Origin of the sequence: Xenorhabdus stockiae (assembly GCF_002632825.1) — a bacterium.
GTDB classification, from domain to species: domain Bacteria; phylum Pseudomonadota; class Gammaproteobacteria; order Enterobacterales; family Enterobacteriaceae; genus Xenorhabdus; species Xenorhabdus stockiae.
In genome coordinates this window covers 12609-35240 of sequence record NZ_NJAJ01000023.1, presented here as the reverse complement: position 1 = coordinate 35240, position 22632 = coordinate 12609, and the positions used below count along the sequence as shown (strand labels likewise).

Sequence of the window (22632 nt, the reverse complement as noted above, 5' to 3'; positions counted from 1 at the left end):
GATACACTCACACCAAGTCAGAATTTACTTCAACGGTATTTAAATTTTTAATCAGAGAAGTCGGTGTTGTTTACTTCATAGGTACGGCTTCAAATACAAGCATTTCCAGCGGTTTTAGTGTCACGGTGACAGCTTTGGTATAGTTTTCCGGTACAGTGGAGTTGTTGCCGTATACGGGGATTAGTCTGAAATGCGAGGTTTCTCCTCGCGGGATTTCGAAGTCTTTTGCCATATCCAGATAATATGTCTGTGCTTTATCTGACGGATTGCGGAGACCGAGAATTGCTTTACGTTTATTCCATGATGCCCAGCCGTAAATTTTCAGCGCATGGGGATCGCCGCCTATCCAGTGGCTATCTATCAGTACATCTGAATTGCTCCGTGACCACTTAGCCGCTTTCGCCAGCGTATCCCATTTGGCCTTATTCAGCATAGACGGTGTAATATATAGCTCTTGTAGCTGTGAGCCGGTGGCGAAGTAGCTCCAGACCTGATCGGCGAAATCGCCATCCGTTTGTACCTTCTCCAGCCCATCATAGGCGTTTTTCGCGCTGACGATGCCGTGGTACATCAATGAATTAAGCGGTAATAACGGACTCTTTTTCACAATCGAGCGATAAGTTTCTGCATCACGATAAGTGACCCACTTCTGAGCTGGTGAACCTTTACCGTCTAAATTGATATCAGAACCCTGACGCCAGATAGAATCAGCGTAGAACAGCCAGGAAGGGCTGGCAGTGGTGCCGGTTGTCAGGTTGATAAACAGATCCTTGTTAGCTGCTCGCATATTATTAATGAGGGCAATTGAAGCATCGAAATCGGAAGCAAACGGGCTACCTTTAATATGCGAATTGGCGTTACCCATACCGTCCAGCTTGAAGGAAGTAATGTGTTCATTTTTGATGAGGTTGAGCACTTGGGCGTTAAAGCTTTTGAAATAATTTGGACCGGAGAGAGCGAGCATTCCATTAGCTGTTTCAAAACCATACTCTTTGGCATGTGAGACGCGGATTTGGCCTGATTCACCATAGCCGCCCCATGGGGAAAGCCACAAACCTATTGAACTGTGCAGGCTGGTTGCCTTGTTTCTAACGGTATCGAAATGACTGAAAGCTGGGCTAAACAGCCATCTGCCAGTGAGGTCATCCCAGCCATCATCCAGTAGAAAGGCATCAAGCTTCACTCCACGTCCGATAATGAATTCTTTATTCCACTCATCTATCCGTTTCAATACATCTTGTTCGGTGTAGGCGGAGCCAAAACCTATATCCATCCAGCTATTGTAGTGTAGATAGGGTTTATATGGACGTGGGCGCAGTGTGTTGATCAGTTGGTTAACACTGCGGCGAAGTTGATTGGTTTCCGAAAAGGTGCCAAGGAAGATAGTGTAGCTGAGCGGAATTTTAGGCTGGATAGCCATTTTCAGCTCGACGTTCAGGCTACTGCTTGCTTTATGGACATTGGTGTTAACAAAAGGTTTTTTGGGCAGAATAACAAATGGGTTGGCAATGATTGGTGAACTGTTGATTTCGCCATCAATATAAGGTGTCGGAGATTGCTGCTTAGTTGTCGGGAAGAAGGTGATGTTAGTAATTTCTCTGGGTTTACCTACCGCAGTGATAGTGTAATTAATGCTGGCATATTTCTTTTTCAGCATGCTCAGTACGACGGTGACGTTAAAATCCTTGTGGGAATAATCAATCTTAATTGTGTTATCCAGTTGTTCTACATGTTTAATTTTAAAATCAGAGGAATGAATCACATCTTGATTTGGCAGCGTTAGAAAAAAGAGTTCCTGTGATGTGATCTGGCGGTGGAACGGTTTATCCTGAATCGTAACTACAGACTTCGGTTCTTCAAACGAGATCTTAATATTATCGTTAGTCAGGACATAATTTGCGGCAAAAGCGCTATTCGAAATAAGCAGACTAAGTAATGAAATTTTTGTGATATTTTTCATAGGATGGCTCTTTATTTTTATTTAGAAAAGGAAAACATTTCGGTAATTAAAATAAGAATAAAAAGTGAAAAAATATTTTTTAGCTTGGTAGCTGTGTTCATGTTCAAATAAAAATAAACTGGGAGGAGGAAGTGTCTCTATCCCTCCTTATCAAGGGCTATATGTAGCATGGTGTACTTCAACCGCCCGTCACATGCGGAAGGAAATAATCAGGCGGACTGCTTACTTGCTTAGTGCTTTATTAATTTTATTAATGATGAATAAGAATAATTAATTTTTACTAATGAATGTATTTACTTAATATGCAGATAGACCTTATTTTATTGAATAATTATTAGGAATTTCTGCATGTTTTCGACGTTAATTCAGGGCTTTTTTCTTAGTGCTGCAATGATCATCCCACTTGGGCCACAAAATGTTTTTGTGATGCAGCAAGGCAGTAAAAAACAATTTCATCTGATGAGTGCCGCATTATGTGCCATCAGTGACATTATTCTGATTATGGCTGGGATCTTTGGAGGAAGTGCTCTACTTGGGCAATCTACTTTTCTGTTACAGGCGGTGACATGGGGAGGCGTTGCATTCCTCTTATGGTATGGATGGGGGGCTTTTCGGGCCGCATTATCTGCGGATTTTTCACTGTCCAATAAAGATGTGGTTGTTCAAAGCCGCTGGCGGATTATTGTGACATTATTTGCAGTAACTTGGCTAAATCCTCATGTTTATCTGGATACCTTTATTGTATTAGGTAGCATTGGAGGTGGATTATCAGCTGAGTTGAGACCGTGGTTTACCATCGGTGCAGTGACTGCCTCTATCAGTTGGTTTTTCGCATTGGCGATACTCGCCGCGTGGTTTTCTCCAATCCTTAATCAACCTCGTTCTCAACGCATCATTAATCTGTTTGTGGGATGCGTAATGTGGTATATCGCATGGAATTTATTGAAGCAGGGATTACAGATTTTTAATTAACTGAAACAATTCTTTATAATTTAAACAATTCTTTATAAATAGTGTGCTAATGTTTCTGAAAATTGCTTGTCTTACTGTCTATTGGGATCTTCTAGCCTATTAGACTGTTACAGGTTATTAGAGTCTGACCAAAATGCTTATTTATTTGCTGTATATCCAGTTTTTTTCGAGTTAACAGTGGCTTGAAAGAGGGTGGGTATATCCGAAAGGAGGTTTTAGTGAAACGTAACTCACTGATATTTGCTGTTATGCTGGCTGTAGGCAGTATGTCAGTTTCAGCGGCGGAATTACCATCTGTCCCACATATATCTACTTCTGGTAGTGCGACAATCAAAGCAGCTCCGGATATGGCAACTCTGATGATTCATGTCAAAGTGAGCCAGAAAAGCGCGACCGAGGCCAAGCATAAAGTTGATGCACGTGTCGCCAAGTATTTTGATTTTTTGAAGGCGAGTGGTATCGATAAAAAGGATATTAATGCGGCCAATATCCGGACCCAGCCAGAATATCAATATGATCAGAAAAATGGTAAATCAACCATTATAGGGTATAGCGCATCTCGCTCAGTTGAAGTCAAAGTACACAAATTGGATCAACTGAATCCGCTGCTGGATGGTGCTTTGAAAGCAGGACTGAATGAAATTAATTCAGTGCAATTCAGTGTTGCTGATCCTCAGCTATATCGTAATGAAGCCAGACAGAAAGCGATCACAAATGCGATTCAACAGGCAACTGAACTGGCAAAAGGCTTTAACAGTAAGTTAGGTGCTGTATATAGTGTCACTTATCGTCCCCCTGAAGCTGTACCTTATCCAATGAACAGACTGCAATTAAGGACTACTCAGATGGCAGCTGCGCCAGCAGGGGATTCAGCAGATGAAACTTATGAACCACAAAGCATAGAGTTTTCTGATCACGTTGATGCAGTTTTTGAATTACAGCGTTAATTAATTTCATCTTCCTGACGTAACATCTGGCGCCCAAGTTTTAACAGGGCGTCAGTAACTTTTCTCATTGCACTGCTTTCTGGGGCAAACCGGTGCCAGTAAAGCATACGGCGCTGGTACAGCCCGGGTGTTAAATCAACTAATTCACCTGCTTTTAGTTCTCTGTCAATTTGTAAATGAGGGATCATACAGCATGTCGTGCCTTGTTTTGCTAATTGAACAAAGGCTTCAGATGAGTTAACGATATGGCAGGGCACACTACCCGGCGATAAATCAAAATACTGTTGTAAAAAGGCCTGATGCATATCATCCAGATGATCAAATGCAACCGCTGGTGCTTTCAATAATGCAGAGCGTGTCACTCCATTAGGGAAAAAGCGATCGGCAAATTTAGGAGAAGCGACGAAGAGATAATCGAGAGCGCCTAATTTATCCACCAGACAGCTTGGCAGTGGTTGTGACTGAATACTGATGGCACCGACAACTTCCCCGCGTCTCAGGCTTTCCTGTGTCCGGGTTTCATCTTCTACCTGAATATTGAGTCTGATGGGTAAATCAGAAAGCACCGGATGGAGTGCGGGTAAAAGCCAGGTAGCCAGACTATCTGCATTGACAGCAAGAGAAAGTAGCAGGGGAGTTTCATTGCCATTCTCATCACCGAGCCATTGTGCTTCGAGTAATTCCACTTGATGTAATAACGCCAGCAATTTTTGTCCCTGCTCTGTAGGACGGGGCGGAACAGTACGCACTAAGAGTGGTTGACCAAATAAATTTTCTAATTGCTTGATGCGCTGGGATACGGCGGATTGAGTAATACAAAGCTTTTGGGCTGCACGTTCGAAGCCGCGTTCGCGGATCACGGCGTCTAACGCCTGTAAGGATCGGTAATCAGGACGTTTCATTGAAAATCAGGCTCTCCGTTTGTCATTAACTCTTCGATTATTCTGGAATGGTATTTATTCTAGAATGATATTGTGTGCCCAAAATATTTTTCGGTCTAGGTAGCACTATGCCATATTTTTTCACAGGGTAAGATAAAATATTGTTTATACTGGCGGCTGGATTTTTCTTGTAATTGATTATAGGCATTGATTGATATGACACAGGATGAACTGAAAAAAGCGGTAGGCTGGGCAGCGCTGGAATATGTTAAACCGGGAACAGTTGTGGGAGTAGGCACCGGTTCAACGGCATCTCATTTTATTGATGCTCTGGGAACAATGAAAGATCAAATCGAAGGTGCGGTATCCAGCTCGGAAGCATCAACTGAGAAATTGAAGAGTCTTGGTATCCCTGTGTTTGACTGTAATGAGGTTGACTCTCTAGACATTTATGTTGACGGAGCTGACGAAATTAATGCTCAAATGCAGATGATTAAAGGTGGTGGTGCGGCACTGACCAGAGAGAAGATCATTGCTGCGGTAGCAAAAAAATTCATTTGTATTATTGATGAATCCAAACAGGTTGACGTGTTGGGTAAATTCCCGTTACCTGTGGAAGTTATTCCGATGGCTTGTTCTTATGTTGCCCGTGAGCTGGTAAAACTCGGAGGAACGCCGGTTTATCGTCAGAATGTTATCACTGATAATGGTAACGTTATTTTAGATGTTCACAATCTTACCATTCTGAATCCTATCGAGTTAGAAAATAAAATTAATGCTATTGCAGGAGTAGTAACGGTAGGCCTGTTTGCGAATCGTGGCGCAAATGTCGTGCTGGTTGGCAGTTCCAACGGAGTGAAAACGATTACAGAGTAACCGCTTGCGAAGGGCAGAATATTCTGCCCTTAAAAAATTTTCTGACTTTTTCAAAAAATAAAATTCAGATATATATATTGTATTATTGATTAAATCTTCCTCAAAATTCTAATTTTACCTTGTAACGAAACCCTTTACTTTGTGTAACAACTTTTTTACTGTTTCTTATGCTGTTTTACAGGCAAACGATTATATTGCTGTTGACGTTTTTTTTGTTATTTTAGTGAAATCTATCGGCATTATGAAAGTTAGTACAACTAGGGCGGGTAAATGGTTAAGGTATCTTTAGAAAAGGAAAAAATTAAGTTTCTGCTGCTGGAAGGTGTTCATCAAAGCACAGTCGACAATCTGCGGGCAGCAGGGTACAGCAATATTGAATATCATAAAGGGGCATTAGAGCCGGAAGAGCTGAAAGAAGCTATCCGTGATGCCAAATTTGTTGGGATCCGTTCCCGTACTCAGTTAACTGAAGAAATTTTTGCGGCGGCGGAAAAACTGGTGGCAGTCGGATGTTTCTGCATCGGTACTAATCAGGTTGATCTGAACGCCGCAGCAAAACGCGGTATTCCCGTATTCAACGCCCCATTCTCTAATACGCGCTCAGTGGCTGAAATGGTATTAGGGCAGCTGTTGCTGCTGTTACGCCGGGTTCCTGAAGCTAATGCAAAGGCTCACAAAGGCATATGGAATAAACAGGCTGCGGGCTGCTATGAAGCACGTGGTAAAAAACTGGGCATTATTGGTTACGGTCATATCGGCTCACAGCTAAGTGTTTTGGCTGAAAGTATCGGCCTGAATGTTTATTTCTATGATTTGGAACACAAACTACCACTGGGCAACGCTCAGCAGGTTCATCACTTATCTGAATTGCTAAATATGAGTGATGTTATCAGTCTGCATGTTCCTGAAACTCATTCAACTAAAAACATGATTGGCGCGGCAGAATTAGAACTGATGAAACCGGGTTCGATTTTGATCAATGCATCACGTGGTACTGTGATCGATATTCCTGCACTGACTGAAGCGTTGGAAATCGGGCATCTTTCTGGTGCTGCGATTGATGTCTTCCCTGAAGAGCCAGCAACAAACAGCGAACCTTTTGTCTCACCGCTAATCAAATTTGACAACGTATTGCTGACACCTCATATCGGTGGTTCTACGCAAGAAGCACAACAGAACATCGGTTATGAAGTTGCAGGTAAACTGGTTAAATATTCTGATAATGGTTCTACATTATCCGCAGTAAACTTTCCGGAAGTTTCATTGCCTCTGCATGCGAAGGATACCAATCGATTATTGCATATCCACGAAAATCGCCCGGGTATCTTAACCAGCATTAACCAGGTTTTCACCGATCAGGAAATCAATATCGAGGCACAATATCTGCGTACTGAAGGCGATATGGGTTATGTTGTTATCGATATTATGACGCAAAATCCGGCTCAGGCGGAATTAGTCCTGCAACAGCTAAAAGCTTTGCCTGGTACTATTCGATCCCGTATGCTTTACTAACTTAAATGATATAAGGGCTATAATAATAGCCCTTATGCATTGAAATTTAATAATAAATAATTTTCAGCGGTTATACCCAGCGCCATGTTTTTTCTGGAGTGATTATTTCGGGTAAAGGAATATCCCAACTTGCGCTGGGTAATGAGTCAACCAGTTGAAAATTATGTGCTAACCCAATCGGATAAAAGTTTTGCTGTTGCCATCTGGCAAGCGTCCTGTCGTAGAACCCTCCGCCCATCCCTAAGCGCTGCCCGCTACGATCAAAAGCAACGAGCGGAATAAACATAATATCCAGCTCAGAAACAGGTAAAACCTGCCGGATATCCAGTGGTGGTTCTTCTATCCTGAATTGATTCCGGATGAGAGGAGTGTCAGGCTGATAACGAAGAAACAGCAAATGATTCCGACTGAAAGGGTGTAATACTGGCAAATAGACCTGTTTGTTTTGTTGCCAGAGTTGCTGAATCAACGGGCGTGTATCGAGTTCACCGTCAAAAGAGAGATACAAGGCAATTTTTTTTGCTTGCAGGATTTTAGGGTGTTCCATAACCCGTTCAGCTGCCTGTAGGGCGAATCGCAATTGTTGTTCAGGGGAGAGATTTTTACGTAGTTGACGAATGTCTTGTCTGATGCTTTTTCGAAGAGAGAAAAAGGAATCTGATTGCATAGTACCTGCCTATTAAAGTAGTGCAGAAAAGGATACAAAACAGATAGATAGGGTTCTCCAAGATGCCGCTGCAGGTGGTAACCCTTGAACCCTTGGTTCAAGGTGAACATGGTGTCGCCCCTATTAGGCTTCTTGGACTAGCCAAGCATGCTCACAAGAAACGGAGCACCACATTCTATCAGATATGAAATATCGGCTCAGGGGACATCCCCGCTCACGAACACCTCAGAGAAATTTTTTATTACTTTAAACTAATTAGCCAGGAATCTTCAATCAGAACCTACCCATTTAGTCTTAAGTAATATCATGTGGCCTATTGTATGGAACTAAATGGAGAAAGCAACTGCTTATGTTCATCTATCGTAACTACTGCCTGATTTCTAAACAAGGATAAGCCTACTGACGATATAAAGCTGGCTAATTTCGGACTTTTGTTACTTTGCCCTAACTTTTGTTACCTTGCTCTAACAGTGCCTGCTCAATCGTCTGCTGAAGCATTTTAATTTTTTGTTCCATATTATAGGCGTAATCACGGGTTTTCATTTTTTCCTGTGCCAACTCGTGACAGATATTCAGCGCCACAATAAAAACCAGTTGCTCAGTGTTAGTCACTCTGGTGCGTTCTTTGAGGTTATGCAAACGCTGATCAAGTTCATCCGCAGCAGCCTGCAATGCTTCTATCTGCTCTGGTGGACAATTGACACGTAATGACCGCCCAAAAATCTGAATATCTACTGGTTGTGCAGACATGACACCTTCCTGATTTATTACTGTGCCGATACCTTAATTTTGACATACACCCTTTATACCCTTCGTCTTTCAAGTTGCCTCTTTGTTGGCTGTGCTCACTCACTCCGGTCACCGTTTTTATAAACATACGGTTAGCTATGCTCCCGGGGATGAGTTCCCTTGCCGCCGCGATGCAACTCGAAATCCATTGGGTATATCTTTCCAGATTCCAGAGCGGTAGTAATCTGGAAAAATAAAGAGTGTAAAAACATATTCTGGTATAAAAGTAAGGCCGACACCAATCATTACCGTGCAATACCAAAAAACAACCTGATTATGTTGTCTGGTATAGCGACTCCCCTTGATGGTAGCATAGCATGAACTTATATCGCCAACGATGATCAATATACATGTCTATACAAAACTCATTACCTAATTATCAGTCATTTGATGAAATTTTGCATCAACAGTCCGTCGCTTTAACCGCCGCGGAAATGCACGGTTTAATCAGCGGGTTACTGTGTGGTGGAAATCACGACAGTAGCTGGCAGGCTCTTGTTCATGATCTTGCCAATGACGGTCTGGCATTTTCACAGATCCTCGCGCAGCCAATCAGAGAATTGTATGAAACAACCTTCGAGTTATTGGATGACAGTAATTTTCACTTTAATTTACTGCTTCCTGATGATGAAGAGGGTGTTTTTGCATGTGCCGATGCGTTGGCAGGTTGGGTAAACCACTTCTTGTTAGGGTTAGGCGTAGCTGATCCTAAGTTAACAGAAAGAAAAGAAATTCAGGAAGTTATTACGGATTTACGTAATATAGGGATGCTGGGATACGATGAAAGCGAAGATCAGGAAGAGTTAGCACAGGCACTGGAAGAAGTACTGGAATATGTTCGTGTTGCAGTGCAACTCTGCTACATCGCACTGGCGACACCTAAAAAAGCAGGCAATACCAAAAACGAAAAACCAACGCTGCATTGATTGGTGATTAATTAATAATAATGAGATTGCAGGAGAGGGTATGACCAAACAAGAATATTTGTCCCGTCGTCAGGTATTATTGTCGAAAATGGCACCGGCCAGTGCGGCCATTATTTTTGCAGCCCCGCATGCGACACGCAATTCAGATAGTGAATATCCTTATCGTCAACATAGTGATTTTCTTTATTTGACTGGATTTAATGAACCAGAGTCTGTTCTTATTCTGATCAAAAGTGATGAAACTCATAATCACAGTGTGTTGTTTAACCGAGTGCGTGATTTGACGGCGGAAATCTGGTTTGGTCGCCGGCTCGGGCAAGAAGCTGCGCCGGAAAAACTGGGCGTTGATCGCGCTTTACCTTTTGATGCTCTTGACGAGCAACTTTACCTACTGCTGAACGGGCTGGACGTGGTTTACCATGCGCAGGGCGAATTTGAATATGCGGACGAGATAGTATTCAGTGCTCTGGATAAATTACGCAAAAACAGCCGTCGTAATCTCACTGTGCCATCAATCATAGCTGACTGGCGCCCGTGGCTACATGAAATGCGTCTGTTTAAATCAGAAGCTGAATTGGAAATCATGCGTAAAGCGGGGAAAATCAGTGCGCAGGCTCATACCAGAGCGATGCAGCATTGCCGCCCGGATATGTTTGAATATCAGCTTGAAGCTGAAATTCATCATGAATTTACCTATCACGGCGCACGTTATCCTGCTTATAACACCATTGTTGGTTCTGGCGAAAATGCCTGCATTCTGCATTACACAGAAAATGATCGCTGCATGAAAGCTGGCGATTTGGTGCTTATCGATGCCGGTTGTGAATATAAAGGTTATGCGGGCGACATTACACGAACATTTCCGGTCAATGGTAAATTTACCCGTCCTCAGCGAGAAATTTATGACATTGTGCTGAAATCCATCAATGTCTCTCTGGAGCTTTATAAACCGGGTGCCAGCATGAGGGAAGTGACGGGGCAGGTTGTGCGTATCATGGTTGAAGAGTTGGTTAAGCTGGGCATTCTGCATGGCGAAGTCGAATATTTGATCGAGACCAATGCTTATCGTCAATTTTTCATGCATGGTTTAAGCCACTGGCTGGGTCTGGATGTTCACGATGTAGGGCATTATGGTGTTGATCGTGATCGTATTCTGGAACCGGGCATGGTACTGACGGTTGAACCGGGGCTGTATATTGCACCGGATGCTGATGTACCGCCGGAATATCGAGGAATTGGGATCCGTATTGAAGACGATATTTTGATTACAGAATCAGGTAATGAAAATTTAACCGAATATGTCGTTAAAGATCCTGATGAAATTGAAGCACTGATGTCACAGGCAAAATAGAGTTAGAGTCATACACCCGATGGATTTCAAACTGTATCGCAGCTAGGAGACAGTTTGAAAAACGAAGGGGAAAGTAATCAGGAAGTGATAATGAGCGTGATTATCGTAGGAGGAGGAATGGCCGGTGCAACACTGGCGCTTGCCATTTCTGCTTTAAGTCGGGGGCAGTTGCAGGTTTCTTTAATTGAAGCAGCAGAGCCGGCACAGGAACATCCGGGTTTTGATGCAAGGGCAATTGCCTTAGCTTATGGCACATGTCAGCGTTTAAACCAGATAGGCATCTGGTCTGCCCTGAAAGATTGTGTGACGCCAATTACTCACGTTCATGTCAGTGATCGCGGCCATAGCGGTTTTGTGAATATCCGAGCCGATGACTATAACATTCCGGCATTGGGCAATGTGATTGAATTGCACAATGCCGGAAGTCGTTTATTTGGTTTATTAAAACAGGCACCGAATATCCGGCTTTACTGTCCGGCGAAAGTGAGTTCTGTTGAGCGTTTCGACTCTTCTGTCTCCATTACTTTGGATAACGGTGAAAAACTGACGGGAAAACTGCTGGTAGCCGCAGACGGAAGCCAGTCCGCTGTGGCCAGTGCCTGTCATATTCCGTGGCAACGACAAGATTATGGTCAGGCGGCCATTATTGCCAATGTTCTGACATCTGAAAATCCTCAGGGACGGGCGTTTGAGCGGTTTACCAAGCATGGCCCGTTAGCATTGCTGCCAATGTCTGAAGGGCGCAGTTCACTGGTTTGGTGCCATCCATCGGAAAAACTATCGGAAATCAGTCAGTGGGAAGATAGCGAATTTCTTCAACAATTACAGAAAGCGTTTGGCTGGCGACTGGGTAAAATGTTGGCAACAGGCCAGCGACACAGTTATCCGTTGGCTTTATCCACTGCCGGGCAGCAGATTAGTCATCGTCTGGCACTGGTAGGTAACTCATCGCAAACGCTGCATCCGATTGCAGGGCAAGGTTTTAACCTAGGTATGCGTGATGTTATGGCGCTGGCTCAGGTGATTTCTGAAGCTGCGATTGAAGGGCTAGATATTGGTTCTTATAACGTTCTGGCTCGTTATCGGCAGCAACGGGATGTTGATCGAGAAGTAACAATTGGTATTACTGATGGATTGGTCAGGTTGTTTGCCAATGATTATTTTCCGTTGAAGGCCGGGAGAAATCTCGGACTGATGGCGATGGAAATGTTGCCATTGACGAAAGGAACACTGGCTCGCCAGACACTCGGGTGGGTCAAGCATCATTCAACGGCAGAGTAAGTCAGATTAAGAGGAAATAAAAACATGCAGTCATTTGATGTGGTGATCGCAGGAGGCGGAATGGTTGGCCTTGCGCTGGCCTGTGGTTTACAGGGTAGCGGCTTGCGTATCGCGATTGTTGAAGAACACCCGCCAACCGGTAAATTTCATACCAATGATGAGCATACGCTGCGTGTTTCTGCCATCAATGCTGCCAGTGAAAGATTATTAACTCATCTTGGCGTCTGGCAGAGGATACTGGCAATGCGCGCCAGCCCTTATCAGGGAATGGAAGTCTGGGATCTGGATAGTTTTGGGCGTATTCAGTTCAGTGCAGCAGAAAATGGTCTGAGTCACCTTGGGCATATCATCGAAAACCGAGTGATCAGGCAAGCGTTGTGGGAACAGGCTGAAAGTTTATCTGACATCACAGTGTACTCTCCTGTTTCGCTGAAAAATGTTGCATGGGGAGAAAATGAAGCCTTTATTACTCTGTCTGATGAAAGCATGCTGACTTCACGGTTGGTGGTTGGTGCAGATGGTGCTCACTCATGGTTGCGTCAGCATGCGGATATTCCACTGACATTCTGGGATTATGAACATCATGCACTGGTCGCTACCATTCATACAGCGGAACCCCATCAAAGCGTTGCCCGTCAGGTCTTCCACGGGAATGGCATTCTTGCTTTTCTGCCACTGTCTGATCCACATTTATGCTCTATTGTCTGGTCGCTACCCGCTGAAGCAGCAAAACAGCGCAAGGCAATGGATACTGAGTTATTCAACCGACAGTTGAGTGCTACCTTTGATATGCGTCTGGGGCAATGCAAGCTGGTTAGTGAGCGGCAAACCATTCCTTTGATGGGGCGTTATGCGCGTAATTTTGCGGCCCATCGGTTAGCTTTACTAGGGGATGCAGCACATACGATCCATCCGTTAGCCGGTCAGGGAGTCAATTTGGGGTTTATGGATGTAGCAGAGCTGATTGGTGAACTTAACCGACTGAATCAGGAGGGCAAAGATATCGGGCAATATCTCTATCTTGGCCGTTATGAGCGTCGTCGTAAACACAGTGCGGCTGTTATGTTGGCTGGTATGCAGGGTTTTCGCCAACTGTTTGATGGAAATAACCCTGTCAAAAAGCTGGTTCGTGATGTAGGGCTGGCTATGGCTGACCATTTACCCGGAGTAAAACCACAGTTACTCCGCCATGCAATGGGCCTTCATGATCTACCGGATTGGTTGATGACTCAGCCCCATTCAGTTGAAAAATTCTAATGCCGCCTTCAATTTGGGATTAGTTTTTTTTATATCAGGCTAAAGTGTATTCAGTCAAATTGCTTTGCGCTTTAGTCTGTTTCTAATAAAAAAAGTATATATTTTGTATTTTACTGCCAGTTTTTAGCGTCCTTCCACAATAAATTAGAAAAAAATCCTGCATGATAGTGAAGCATTTTTGAAGCTATCACTACAGTGTTAATAATTTATCCTATGGTTCATTTCCCTTTTCAGTGATAACTTCTAGTCCAAGGTATCGTTTGCGCTGTTAACCGTTTCTCTGCTTCATGATCCAATATTTGTCGGTTAATACGCCGTATTTACTCAGATCAAGAACATCTTCATGTCAAGAATGGAAAGAGGGAAATAATGTCAAAACACACCCCATTGTATGAGCAGCATCTGGCATGCGGAGCGCGCATGGTCGATTTTCATGGCTGGATGATGCCCCTTCACTACGGCTCACAAATCGACGAGCATCACTCGGTGCGCACTGACGCTGGTATGTTCGATGTTTCCCATATGACCATCGTGGACTTACACGGTACTGGCTGCCGTGATTTTCTCCGCTATCTTCTGGCAAATGATGTTGCCAAACTGACTGAAAAAGGTAAGGCACTCTATACCGGTATGCTGAATGCTTCCGGCGGCGTTATTGATGACCTGATTGTCTATTTTTTCACAAACGATTTTTATCGCATGGTTGTTAACTCAGCAACACGCGAGAAAGACTTAGCATGGATAAAACAGCATGCTGAAAAATATCCTGTTGAGATCACCGTGCGTGATGATTTGGCGCTCATTGCGGTGCAGGGCCCGAACGCACAATCTAAAGTTCAATCTTTGTTCAGTGATGAACAAAAACAAGCCATTACAGGTATGAAGCCATTTTTTTGTGTGCAGACCGGTGATTTATTTATTGCAACTACCGGTTATACCGGTGAGGCCGGATATGAAATAGCCATGCCTCAGGAACAGGCTGCTGATTTTTGGCAACAATTACTGAAAGAAGGCGTCAAACCGGCAGGATTGGGCGCGCGGGATACACTGCGTCTTGAAGCCGGAATGAACCTTTATGGTCAGGAAATGGATGAATCCATCTCTCCATTGGCAGCTAACATGGGATGGACAATCGCATGGGAGCCGGAATATCGCCAGTTTATTGGCCGCGAAGCCCTGTTAAAACAACGTGAAATCGGAACAGAACAACTAGTCGGATTAATCATGCGTGAGAAAGGTGTATTGCGCAGTGGGTTAACGGTTGGTTTTACAGATGAAACGGGTGCAACACATTTTGGTGCTATTACCAGTGGAACATTCTCCCCTACATTAGGATTCAGTATTGCCCTTGCACGGATACCGCGAGGGGTTGGAAAGCAGGCGGTTGTCCAGATCCGTAATCGTGAGATGCCAGTTCAGGTTGTGAAACCGGGCTTTGTGCGGATGGGTAAATCGCTTGTAGGATAATTTTGGTCGCAACATTTTAATTAATAAAAAAATAAGGAGATGGAACCGATGAGTCATGTACCCGTTGAATTAAAATATACCGAGTCACACGAGTGGGTTCGTTCTGAAGGAAACGGCGAATACACCGTGGGTATTACCGAACATGCCCAGCAGTTGTTGGGCGATATGGTGTTCATTGACTTACCTGAAATCGGAACGCAGGTAAATGTTGGTGATGATTGTGCTGTGGTTGAATCAGTTAAAGCTGCTTCTGATATTTACGCACCACTGAGTGGTGAAGTCATTGCTGTTAACCCGGCTCTGGAAGGTTCGCCAGAATTAGTAAACAGCGAGCCTTATTATGATGGCTGGTTGTTCCGCATCAAGGTGACTGATGAAAGTAAATTGTCCGACCTGCTTGATGCAGACGGTTATCGGGCATTACTGGAAGAAGAAGAGTAAGCATTTATCGCCCCGCACCACTGGAACTATACCGTGAGCGGGGCGTTTTTCATATGTGCCGTTTTTAGCTAGTTTCAGGAAATTATTATCAATGACCCAGACTCTAATCCAACTTGAAAATCAAGGTGAATTCATTCGTCGCCACATTGGTTCTTCTGCCGGACAGCAAAAAGAAATGTTGGCAATGGTAGATGCAAGCTCCCTTGACGATCTCACTAATAAAATTGTTCCCCGTGATATCGCACTGGCAGAACCACCAGCAGTAGGAGATGGTGCGACAGAACAACAAGCACTGGCTGAACTGAAGGCAATTGCAGGTCAGAACAAGCGTTACCAGTCTTATATTGGTATGGGATATGCTCCTTCAATTCTCCCACCAGTCATCCTGCGTAACCTGCTGGAAAACCCGGGTTGGTATACTGCATATACACCATACCAACCGGAAGTTTCTCAGGGGAGACTGGAAGCCCTGCTGAATTTTCAGCAAGTCACCATCGATCTAACCGGATTAGATCTCGCTTCAGCATCACTATTGGATGAAGCTACTGCGGCGGCGGAATCAATGGCAATGGCAAAACGTGTCAGCAAACTGAAAAATGCTGAGCGTTTCTTTGTTGCTGATGATATTCACCCGCAGACACTGGATGTGGTTCGTACACGAGCGGCGACATTTGGATTTGATGTCATTGTTGATAAAGCAGAAAAAGTCCTGGAACTGGAAGGCATCTTTGGTGTTCTGCTGCAACAGGTAGGTACTACCGGTGAAGTCCATGATTACAGTGATCTCATTACAAAACTGAAACAGCAAAAAATTATTGTCAGCGTTGCTGCTGATATCATGGCATTGGTCATGCTGACAGCACCGGGTAAGCAGGGTGCTGATATTGTCTTTGGATCAGCGCAGCGTTTTGGTGTTCCGATGGGTTACGGTGGCCCATATGCCGCGTTCTTTGCCTGCCGTGATGAATACAAACGTTCAATGCCTGGCCGAATTATTGGCGTTTCCCGTGATGCTGCCGGAAACCGGGCATTACGTATGGCGATGCAGACACGTGAGCAACATATTCGTCGTGAAAAGGCGAACTCCAATATTTGTACATCGCAGGTATTACTGGCAAATATTGCTGGTATGTATGCGGTTTATCATGGTGCCGAAGGTCTGAAAAGAATAGCAGAGCGTATTCACCGACTGACTGATATTTTAGCATCAGCTCTGCAAAAAGCGGGTTTAACCCTGCGCCACAATACGTGGTTCGATACATTGACGGTAGAGGTCACCGATAAGACACCAGTATTGACACGTGCTGAAAAAGCACACATCAATTTGCGTACAGATATTCTTGGTGCAATTGGTGTGTCATTAAGTGAAAAAACCAGTCGTGAAGATTTGATAACCTTGTTTCAGGTTTTAACTGGCACTGAAACGGTATTAGATGTTGATGCAATTGATCTTGAAATTTCAGAAGGCAGCCAGTCTGTTCCGGTTTCAATGTTGCGTAATGATGAAATTCTGATCCATGATAACTTCCGCCGTTATCACAGTGAAACAGATATGATGCGCTATCTGCACAGTCTGGAACGTAAAGATCTGGCATTGAACCAAGCAATGATCCCGTTGGGTTCATGCACAATGAAATTGAACGCAGCCGCCGAAATTATGCCAATCACATGGCCTGAATTTACGGATCTGCACCCTTTCTGCCCTCCAGAACAGGCACAGGGCTATCAGCAATTAATTAACCAGCTCTCCAACTGGCTGGTATTGCTGACGGGTTATGATGCCGTATCTATGCAGCCAAACTCAGGTGCTCAGGGAGAATATGCCGGTCTACTGGCTATTCGCCATTACTATGCCAGCCGTGGCGAGCAACACCGTCATATCTGCCTGATCCCAAGCTCTGCACATGGTACAAACCCGGCATCCGCACACATGGCTGGCATGACCGTGGTTGTGGTCGATTGTGATAAAGATGGCAATATCGATCTGACTGACCTGCGGGAAAAAGCCGAAAAACATCGTGATGAACTAGCTTGTATCATGGTGACTTACCCATCAACCCACGGTGTATACGAAGAAACAATTCGCCAAGTTTGTGACATCATTCACCAAAATGGCGGGCAGGTTTACCTTGATGGCGCAAATATGAACGCTCAGGTAGGGATCACTACGCCGGGCTTTATCGGTGCTGATGTCTCACACCTTAACCTGCATAAAACCTTCTGCATTCCACACGGTGGTGGCGGGCCGGGCATGGGGCCAATTGGTGTGAAAAAACATCTTGCACCGTTCCTTCCGGGGCACTCAGTGGTGGAAATGGATTCATTAACCTCGCAGGGAGCAGTATCCGCAGCGCCATTTGGTAGTGCGTCTATTCTGCCGATTAGCTGGATGTACATTCGTATGATGGGTGCAAAAGGTCTGAAACAGGCCAGTCAGGTTGCGATCCTGAATGCAAATTATATTGCTGCTCGTCTGAAAGGGGCTTATGACATCCTCTATACCGGTCGTGATGGTTATGTTGCTCACGAATGTATTCTGGATATTCGCCCATTGAAAGAAGAGTTCGGTATCAGTGAAATGGACATCGCCAAGCGCTTGATTGACTATGGTTTCCATGCACCAACTATGTCATTCCCTGTTGCGGGAACTCTGATGGTTGAGCCAACTGAATCTGAAAGCAAAATGGAAATTGATCGCTTCATTAATGCCATGCTGGCAATTCGTGAAGAAATCAACAAAGTAGCAAAAGGTGATTGGCCACTGGAAGATAACCCGCTGGTGAATGCACCGCACGTTCAGGCTGAGCTGGTTTCTGACTGGGAGCACGCGTATAGCCGTGAAGTTGCCGTTTTCCCAACCATAGAGACAAAAGAAAATAAATACTGGCCGACAGTAAAACGTCTGGACGATGTTTATGGTGACCGAAATCTGCATTGTTCCTGCGCCCCCATCGAAGATTATCGTTAATATCGATATAACTTTATTAAGTTAAAAAGATAAAAGCAGTATTGAGAGGAGTCTCATACTGCTTTTTTAGATTTACCTGATTTTAGATTTACAAGAAATAGTTTCACTCTTTTTCTAAGGCAATAACGTAATGCGAATTCATTTTGTTGTACATGAGTATTTTGAAGCACCGGGAGCATATGAAGACTGGGCTAAGGCGAGGGGATACCAAACCACATTTTCACGGGTTTATCTTGGGGAAAAGTTACCGGATTCACTGGATGATATTGATTTTCTGATAGTGATGGGTGGACCACAAAGCCCGGCAACTACACTCGCTGAGTGTCCACATTTTGATACGGCATCAGAGAAACAGCTTATTTTAAAATCCATTTCATCAAATAAAGCTGTTATTGGTGTTTGTCTTGGTGCGCAATTAATCGGCGCAGCACTGGGCGCAGGTTTTGAAAATAGCCCTGAAAAAGAAATTGGTAAGTATCCAATTATGCTCACTGAAGAGGGTTTGAAAAATAACAAATTTAGCCATTTTGGTGAAATGCTTGAAGTAGGGCATTGGCATGGTGACATGCCGGGTTTAACGCCAGATGCAAAAGTTATCGCTTTTAGTGAAGGTTGCCCCAGACAGATTATTGAATATCAACATCTGGTTTATGCTTTCCAGTGCCATATGGAGCTGACCACAGAGGTGGTTGAGCTACTTATCCAAAACTCAGAAAAAGAACTGAGTAAAGCGAATGAATATAAATTTGTTCAGACACCAGAAGTATTACGCACTCATGATTATAGTGAAATGAATAATAAATTATTTGTTTTTCTCGATAAGCTGACTGAACAATATCTAATGATGAATTCATACAGATAAAAAGCATCGCTTATAAAATTGCACCGCATATTACGGTGCAATTGAAGCATTTAATTATTTGTTATAATAAACAATTACTCTTTTAACCAGCCTTTCTCTCTTGCTGCTTCTAACTGTGGCAGTAAATATTTCCAGAATTCAGGATAACTCTCAGAAATGAAACTGAGTAAATTAAAGGCTTGCTCAAAACAAATACCGTTTTCCACCCAGCTTTGACCGTTGTTATGCAGGTTCATCAACACCGGCATAACTCTGTCGAGCATTTTAGCAAAGCATGCTTCCGGTGTTTCTCCGTCTTCGTATTCGTGCCAGAGTGCCAGAAAATGATCTCTTTGTGATTCCGGCAGTAAACCGAAAATACGTTTAGCAGCCTGTACTTCTTGCTCGTGAATGGCTTCACGGGCTGCCAAGTCAAACGCGATAACATCCCCTGCATCGATTTCGACAATATCGTGGATCAGAGCCATCTGAATGACACGGCTGATATTTACATTGCCGGCATAGGGAGCAAAACTGATAACTGCCAGTGCAAAGTGCCAGCTATGCTCCGCAGAGTTTTCATGACGTTCATTATTCAGGATCTTTGTTTTGCGGTATACATTTTTTAACTTGTCCAGTTCCATGATAAAGGAAATGACATCGGTAAATGGCCCAAAATCAACAGCGGTTACAGTTTTTGACATAAAAGACCTCAATTATTATTTTTCTTCCAATGAATAGGGTAATGCCTGTATAGAAAGGGAGGAGTGTTCATCCTCACGGACGCGGAATACGCTGCCTGCCTCCATATCATTATTCATGACGACTTGTATCCAGACTGAATCATCGACCAATCTGGCTGAAGCGAGAACTGTACCGGTCCTGCGCCATGTATCACCTAACTGCCACTCCAAATCATCACCAGCCACAGGCAGGCAAGAAGCGTTACCAGCCAGCCAATACATGGCTCGCTTATTAGCTCCGCGATATTTAGCCCGGGCTACCATTTCCTGACCGGTATAACACCCTTTCTGGAAATTGATACTGCCTTCAAGAGCCTGAAGATTGGTGGCCTGCGGAATAAATTGCGCACTGTTAGCGTCATCAATAACAGGGAACCCCGCTTCAATTTCCAGCGCCAGCCATTGTGGGCTATTGTTCATCTGTGCCTGAAATTTCTCTACTAACGTTTCGGTTAATTGAGTTGCGGTTGCACTATCTGTTATGAGAAGAAAGCGTTCTGTTGGAAGAGAGAAGTGGAGAAGGGTTGTGGTTTCATGCTGGATAACGGCTGTTTCTGTATCAGGCAGTACTGGAAAAAATGTTGCCAGTGTTTCCCTGCTTCCTGAACCTGCGATACCAAGTAAGATACTTTCTTCATCTTTGGCGAAGGTGACTTTAGAAAATACAGCATATTTCTTCAATTCAGCCAGTTGAGTATCCAATATGGAACGACGTCCGATATAGGCAAAACCTTCTCCGCGATGAAACAGCCGCAGATTACTCCACATCTTGCCTTTGGCATCACAGTGTGCGCATAACACATGCTGATTTGCATCCAGAGAATGAATATCCGCAGTTACCTGACCTTGCAGATATTTTTCGGCATCAGCTCCGATTGCGGTCACTATTGCCCAATCATCAAGGGAAATTAACGTGAGTGGGAGCGTTGCGGAAGGCGATGGGGATTGTGCAGAAAACGGAATTTGGTAAGCCATAACAGCTCCTGCCATAAGCTATCTGAGAAATAACGTTAATGGTAAAAGAGATGAAGCCCAATGCAAAGGGGTTATTCCGGTTATTTTTCTGTTGAATGTTTATTGTTAACCTGTTGCGAAGCCTCTCGCATATTGTAGATATAAAACAGAATCCAGGGCTGTAAATAGTGAAAAACAGTATGGAATCGCTGATAATTATGCCTGAATGTAAAATTTTGCAATCGTGATCATTTTTGTAATAACGGTAAACTTGTTAACCTTTCACTCTATTCTTACAACCGTTGTTTTTGCAGAGGCAACAGTAATTTCTTGTGGTAGAGGTTCTTTGCAGCAATCGAGTAAAAGCTTTACCGCACCAATGGCACGAATGAAAATAATCAAGAGGCTTTTTAAACATGGATATTAACAATAAAGCGCGTATTCACTGGGCATGTCGTCGTGGAATGCGTGAGCTGGATATTTCTATCATGCCATTTTTTGAATATGAATATGATTCTTTAAGTGACGATGAAAAGCATATTTTTGTTCGTTTGCTGGAATGTCCGGATCCTGATCTGTTCAACTGGCTGATGAATCATGGTCGTCCGGAAGATGAAGCGCTTTTCGGTATGGTGCAATTGATCCAAAGCAGAAATCAGGCTCGTGGCCCTGTGGAACAGTAAACTGAGGTTATCCCGCCAGACGCGATGGTTCTCTTCCTGTGTACATGGAATGATTGCGCTGGCTGCTTTATTCGCACCGTGGTCTGCTAAAAACCTTTATTTCGGGTTTTCAGTGTTTGCTATCCCAATCCTTGCCATGATTATGGTGAGTTGGGTACGAAGTCAGAAAAATATTCAACAGTGTCAGGGGCAATTGATACTGTTGAAGGGCAATAAAGTACATTGGCAAAATGCAAGGTGGGAAATGACTCAGCCGCCGTGGTTTAGCCGCTATGGAATGATGCTTTCACTGCGCGCGCTTGAGCAACCGAAAGGCTTTCATCATAAGCCCGCAATTCGTCTATGGGTGGCATCAGACAGTATGCCACCGCAAATGTGGCGCTATCTCAACCAGCTGATGCGTCAATATCCCGATACATAACCAATAAAGAATAACTAATCTTATGTCCGGTGGACTTCGTATATTAAAATAGCGCTTCCATCTCTGCTAATATCTGCATACACCACTGACTCAGACGTTCATCGGTTTCTTCAAACTGGTTCACATCATCCAGAGCAAGGCCGACAAACTGTTTGCCATCATCAGTCAGTGGTTTTGGGCTGGTGAATTCATAGCCTTCAGTTGGCCAGAAACCAATAAACTGTGCGCCAGTAGGCAGCAGATGGTGATACAGCATTCCCAGCGCATCCAGAAACCATTCACTATAATCAATTTGATCACCCATACCATACATAGCAACAATTTTGCCTGATAAATCCAGTGATGGAAGTTGATCCCAAATAGCCAGCCAGTCTTCCTGTATTTCACCGAAATCCCATGTAGGCATACCGAGAATTAAGACAGAATACTCTTCCATCAATTGAGGGTCACAATCTTTGACGTTATGCAGATCAATCAGATCTTCACCAAGAATATCGCGTATTTTTTCTGCTACCATTTCAGTGTAGCAAGTGGTAGAACCGTAAAATAGACCAATTTTCATCATTAATTATCAGTGAATTTTTAATATCAGAAGAGGCATTGTAACAGAAGAATTGCTTTTTCAGGCATAATAGCTGACCGGAAAGCACGGATACAAAGGAGGGCTTGTGCCAAAAAAACATGACTTATCAAAA

The 22632-nt window shown here is 43.8% G+C and carries 21 protein-coding genes and 1 other RNA gene; 14 read left to right on the top strand and 8 right to left on the bottom strand.

The features are described 5' to 3' along the window. Positions 1–70: 70 nt before the first annotated feature. Positions 71–1960 (bottom strand): alpha-galactosidase, encoded by a 1890-nt coding sequence (locus tag Xsto_RS12790; protein WP_099125295.1) that lies wholly within the window; start codon positions 1958–1960, stop codon positions 71–73. A gap of 348 nt (positions 1961–2308) precedes the next feature. On the opposite strand from Xsto_RS12790, the gene argO reads away from it, so the two are divergent. Continuing rightward, positions 2309–2932, top strand: a complete 624-nt coding sequence (argO, locus tag Xsto_RS12785) for an arginine exporter ArgO (protein ID WP_099125294.1) — start codon at positions 2309–2311, stop codon at positions 2930–2932. Positions 2933–3150: 218 nt separating this feature from the next. Then, complete coding sequence (locus tag Xsto_RS12780) at positions 3151–3879, top strand: oxidative stress defense protein (RefSeq protein ID WP_099111393.1); 729 nt, start codon at positions 3151–3153, stop codon at positions 3877–3879. Here Xsto_RS12780 and Xsto_RS12775 read toward each other — a convergent pair. Then, positions 3876–4781 carry a LysR family transcriptional regulator ArgP gene (locus tag Xsto_RS12775; protein ID WP_099121372.1) on the bottom strand — a complete coding sequence of 302 codons (906 nt, stop codon included), beginning with the start codon at positions 4779–4781 and terminating at the stop codon, positions 3876–3878. The two genes, Xsto_RS12780 and Xsto_RS12775, sit on opposite strands and share 4 nt — an antisense overlap. A gap of 195 nt (positions 4782–4976) precedes the next feature. Between Xsto_RS12775 and rpiA the strand changes: the two genes are divergently transcribed. Continuing rightward, complete coding sequence (gene rpiA, locus Xsto_RS12770) at positions 4977–5636, top strand: ribose-5-phosphate isomerase RpiA (protein ID WP_099125293.1); 660 nt, start codon at positions 4977–4979, stop codon at positions 5634–5636. Positions 5637–5906: 270 nt separating this feature from the next. Continuing rightward, the gene (gene serA / locus Xsto_RS12760; protein ID WP_099111390.1) at positions 5907–7148 is read left to right on the top strand and encodes a phosphoglycerate dehydrogenase; all 1242 of its coding nucleotides are present in this window, start codon (positions 5907–5909) and stop codon (positions 7146–7148) included. A gap of 70 nt (positions 7149–7218) precedes the next feature. On the opposite strand, the gene Xsto_RS12755 is transcribed toward serA, so the two are convergent. The 3 genes from Xsto_RS12755 to zapA form a co-directional block, all read right to left on the bottom strand. Next, positions 7219–7815, bottom strand: coding sequence for a 5-formyltetrahydrofolate cyclo-ligase (locus Xsto_RS12755; RefSeq protein ID WP_099125292.1), 597 nt, complete (start codon positions 7813–7815; stop codon positions 7219–7221). 50 nt (positions 7816–7865) lie between these two features. Further along, a non-coding RNA gene (gene ssrS, locus Xsto_RS12750) (6S RNA) lies at positions 7866–8050 on the bottom strand. A gap of 209 nt (positions 8051–8259) precedes the next feature. Beyond that, positions 8260–8565 (bottom strand): cell division protein ZapA, encoded by a 306-nt coding sequence (zapA, locus tag Xsto_RS12745; protein WP_086955933.1) that lies wholly within the window; start codon positions 8563–8565, stop codon positions 8260–8262. Between the two features lie 389 nt (positions 8566–8954). Between zapA and Xsto_RS12740 the strand changes: the two genes are divergently transcribed. The 8 genes from Xsto_RS12740 (at position 8955) to Xsto_RS12705 (ending at position 19157) form a co-directional block, all read left to right on the top strand. Continuing rightward, positions 8955–9530, top strand: coding sequence for a YecA/YgfB family protein (locus Xsto_RS12740; RefSeq protein WP_099111388.1), 576 nt, complete (start codon positions 8955–8957; stop codon positions 9528–9530). Positions 9531–9570: 40 nt separating this feature from the next. Further along, positions 9571–10881: a Xaa-Pro aminopeptidase gene (gene pepP, locus Xsto_RS12735; protein ID WP_099125291.1), complete on the top strand. Its 1311-nt coding sequence runs from the start codon at positions 9571–9573 to the stop codon at positions 10879–10881. 90 nt (positions 10882–10971) lie between these two features. Beyond that, a complete protein-coding gene (gene ubiH, locus Xsto_RS12730; RefSeq protein WP_099125290.1) occupies positions 10972–12162 on the top strand; it encodes a 2-octaprenyl-6-methoxyphenyl hydroxylase in 1191 nt (396 codons plus the stop codon). Positions 12163–12186: 24 nt separating this feature from the next. Next, positions 12187–13419, top strand: a complete 1233-nt coding sequence (ubiI, locus tag Xsto_RS12725; protein WP_099125289.1) for an FAD-dependent 2-octaprenylphenol hydroxylase — start codon at positions 12187–12189, stop codon at positions 13417–13419. A gap of 369 nt (positions 13420–13788) precedes the next feature. Then, positions 13789–14886, top strand: a complete 1098-nt coding sequence (gcvT, locus tag Xsto_RS12720) for a glycine cleavage system aminomethyltransferase GcvT (RefSeq protein ID WP_099125288.1) — start codon at positions 13789–13791, stop codon at positions 14884–14886. 48 nt (positions 14887–14934) lie between these two features. Next, positions 14935–15327, top strand: a complete 393-nt coding sequence (gene gcvH / locus Xsto_RS12715; RefSeq protein WP_099125287.1) for a glycine cleavage system protein GcvH — start codon at positions 14935–14937, stop codon at positions 15325–15327. Positions 15328–15418: 91 nt separating this feature from the next. Next, positions 15419–18295: an aminomethyl-transferring glycine dehydrogenase gene (gene gcvP, locus Xsto_RS12710; RefSeq protein WP_099125286.1), complete on the top strand. Its 2877-nt coding sequence runs from the start codon at positions 15419–15421 to the stop codon at positions 18293–18295. Between the two features lie 130 nt (positions 18296–18425). Beyond that, positions 18426–19157: a type 1 glutamine amidotransferase gene (locus Xsto_RS12705; RefSeq protein WP_099125285.1), complete on the top strand. Its 732-nt coding sequence runs from the start codon at positions 18426–18428 to the stop codon at positions 19155–19157. A gap of 74 nt (positions 19158–19231) precedes the next feature. Here the strand turns inward: Xsto_RS12705 and Xsto_RS12700 are convergent, their stop codons facing one another. After that, complete coding sequence (locus Xsto_RS12700) at positions 19232–19840, bottom strand: HD domain-containing protein (RefSeq protein WP_099125284.1); 609 nt, start codon at positions 19838–19840, stop codon at positions 19232–19234. A gap of 15 nt (positions 19841–19855) precedes the next feature. Continuing rightward, the gene (ygfZ, locus tag Xsto_RS12695; protein ID WP_099125283.1) at positions 19856–20854 is read right to left on the bottom strand and encodes a tRNA-modifying protein YgfZ; all 999 of its coding nucleotides are present in this window, start codon (positions 20852–20854) and stop codon (positions 19856–19858) included. Positions 20855–21249: 395 nt separating this feature from the next. On the opposite strand from ygfZ, the gene sdhE reads away from it, so the two are divergent. Continuing rightward, the gene (sdhE, locus tag Xsto_RS12690; protein WP_099111378.1) at positions 21250–21516 is read left to right on the top strand and encodes an FAD assembly factor SdhE; all 267 of its coding nucleotides are present in this window, start codon (positions 21250–21252) and stop codon (positions 21514–21516) included. After that, positions 21497–21937, top strand: coding sequence for a protein YgfX (locus tag Xsto_RS12685; protein WP_244590396.1), 441 nt, complete (start codon positions 21497–21499; stop codon positions 21935–21937). Before sdhE ends, Xsto_RS12685 begins: the two co-directional genes overlap by 20 nt. Before the next feature lie 43 nt (positions 21938–21980). On the opposite strand, the gene fldB is transcribed toward Xsto_RS12685, so the two are convergent. Continuing rightward, the gene (fldB, locus tag Xsto_RS12680) at positions 21981–22499 is read right to left on the bottom strand and encodes a flavodoxin FldB (RefSeq protein WP_099111413.1); all 519 of its coding nucleotides are present in this window, start codon (positions 22497–22499) and stop codon (positions 21981–21983) included. Positions 22500–22632 lie beyond the last annotated feature (133 nt).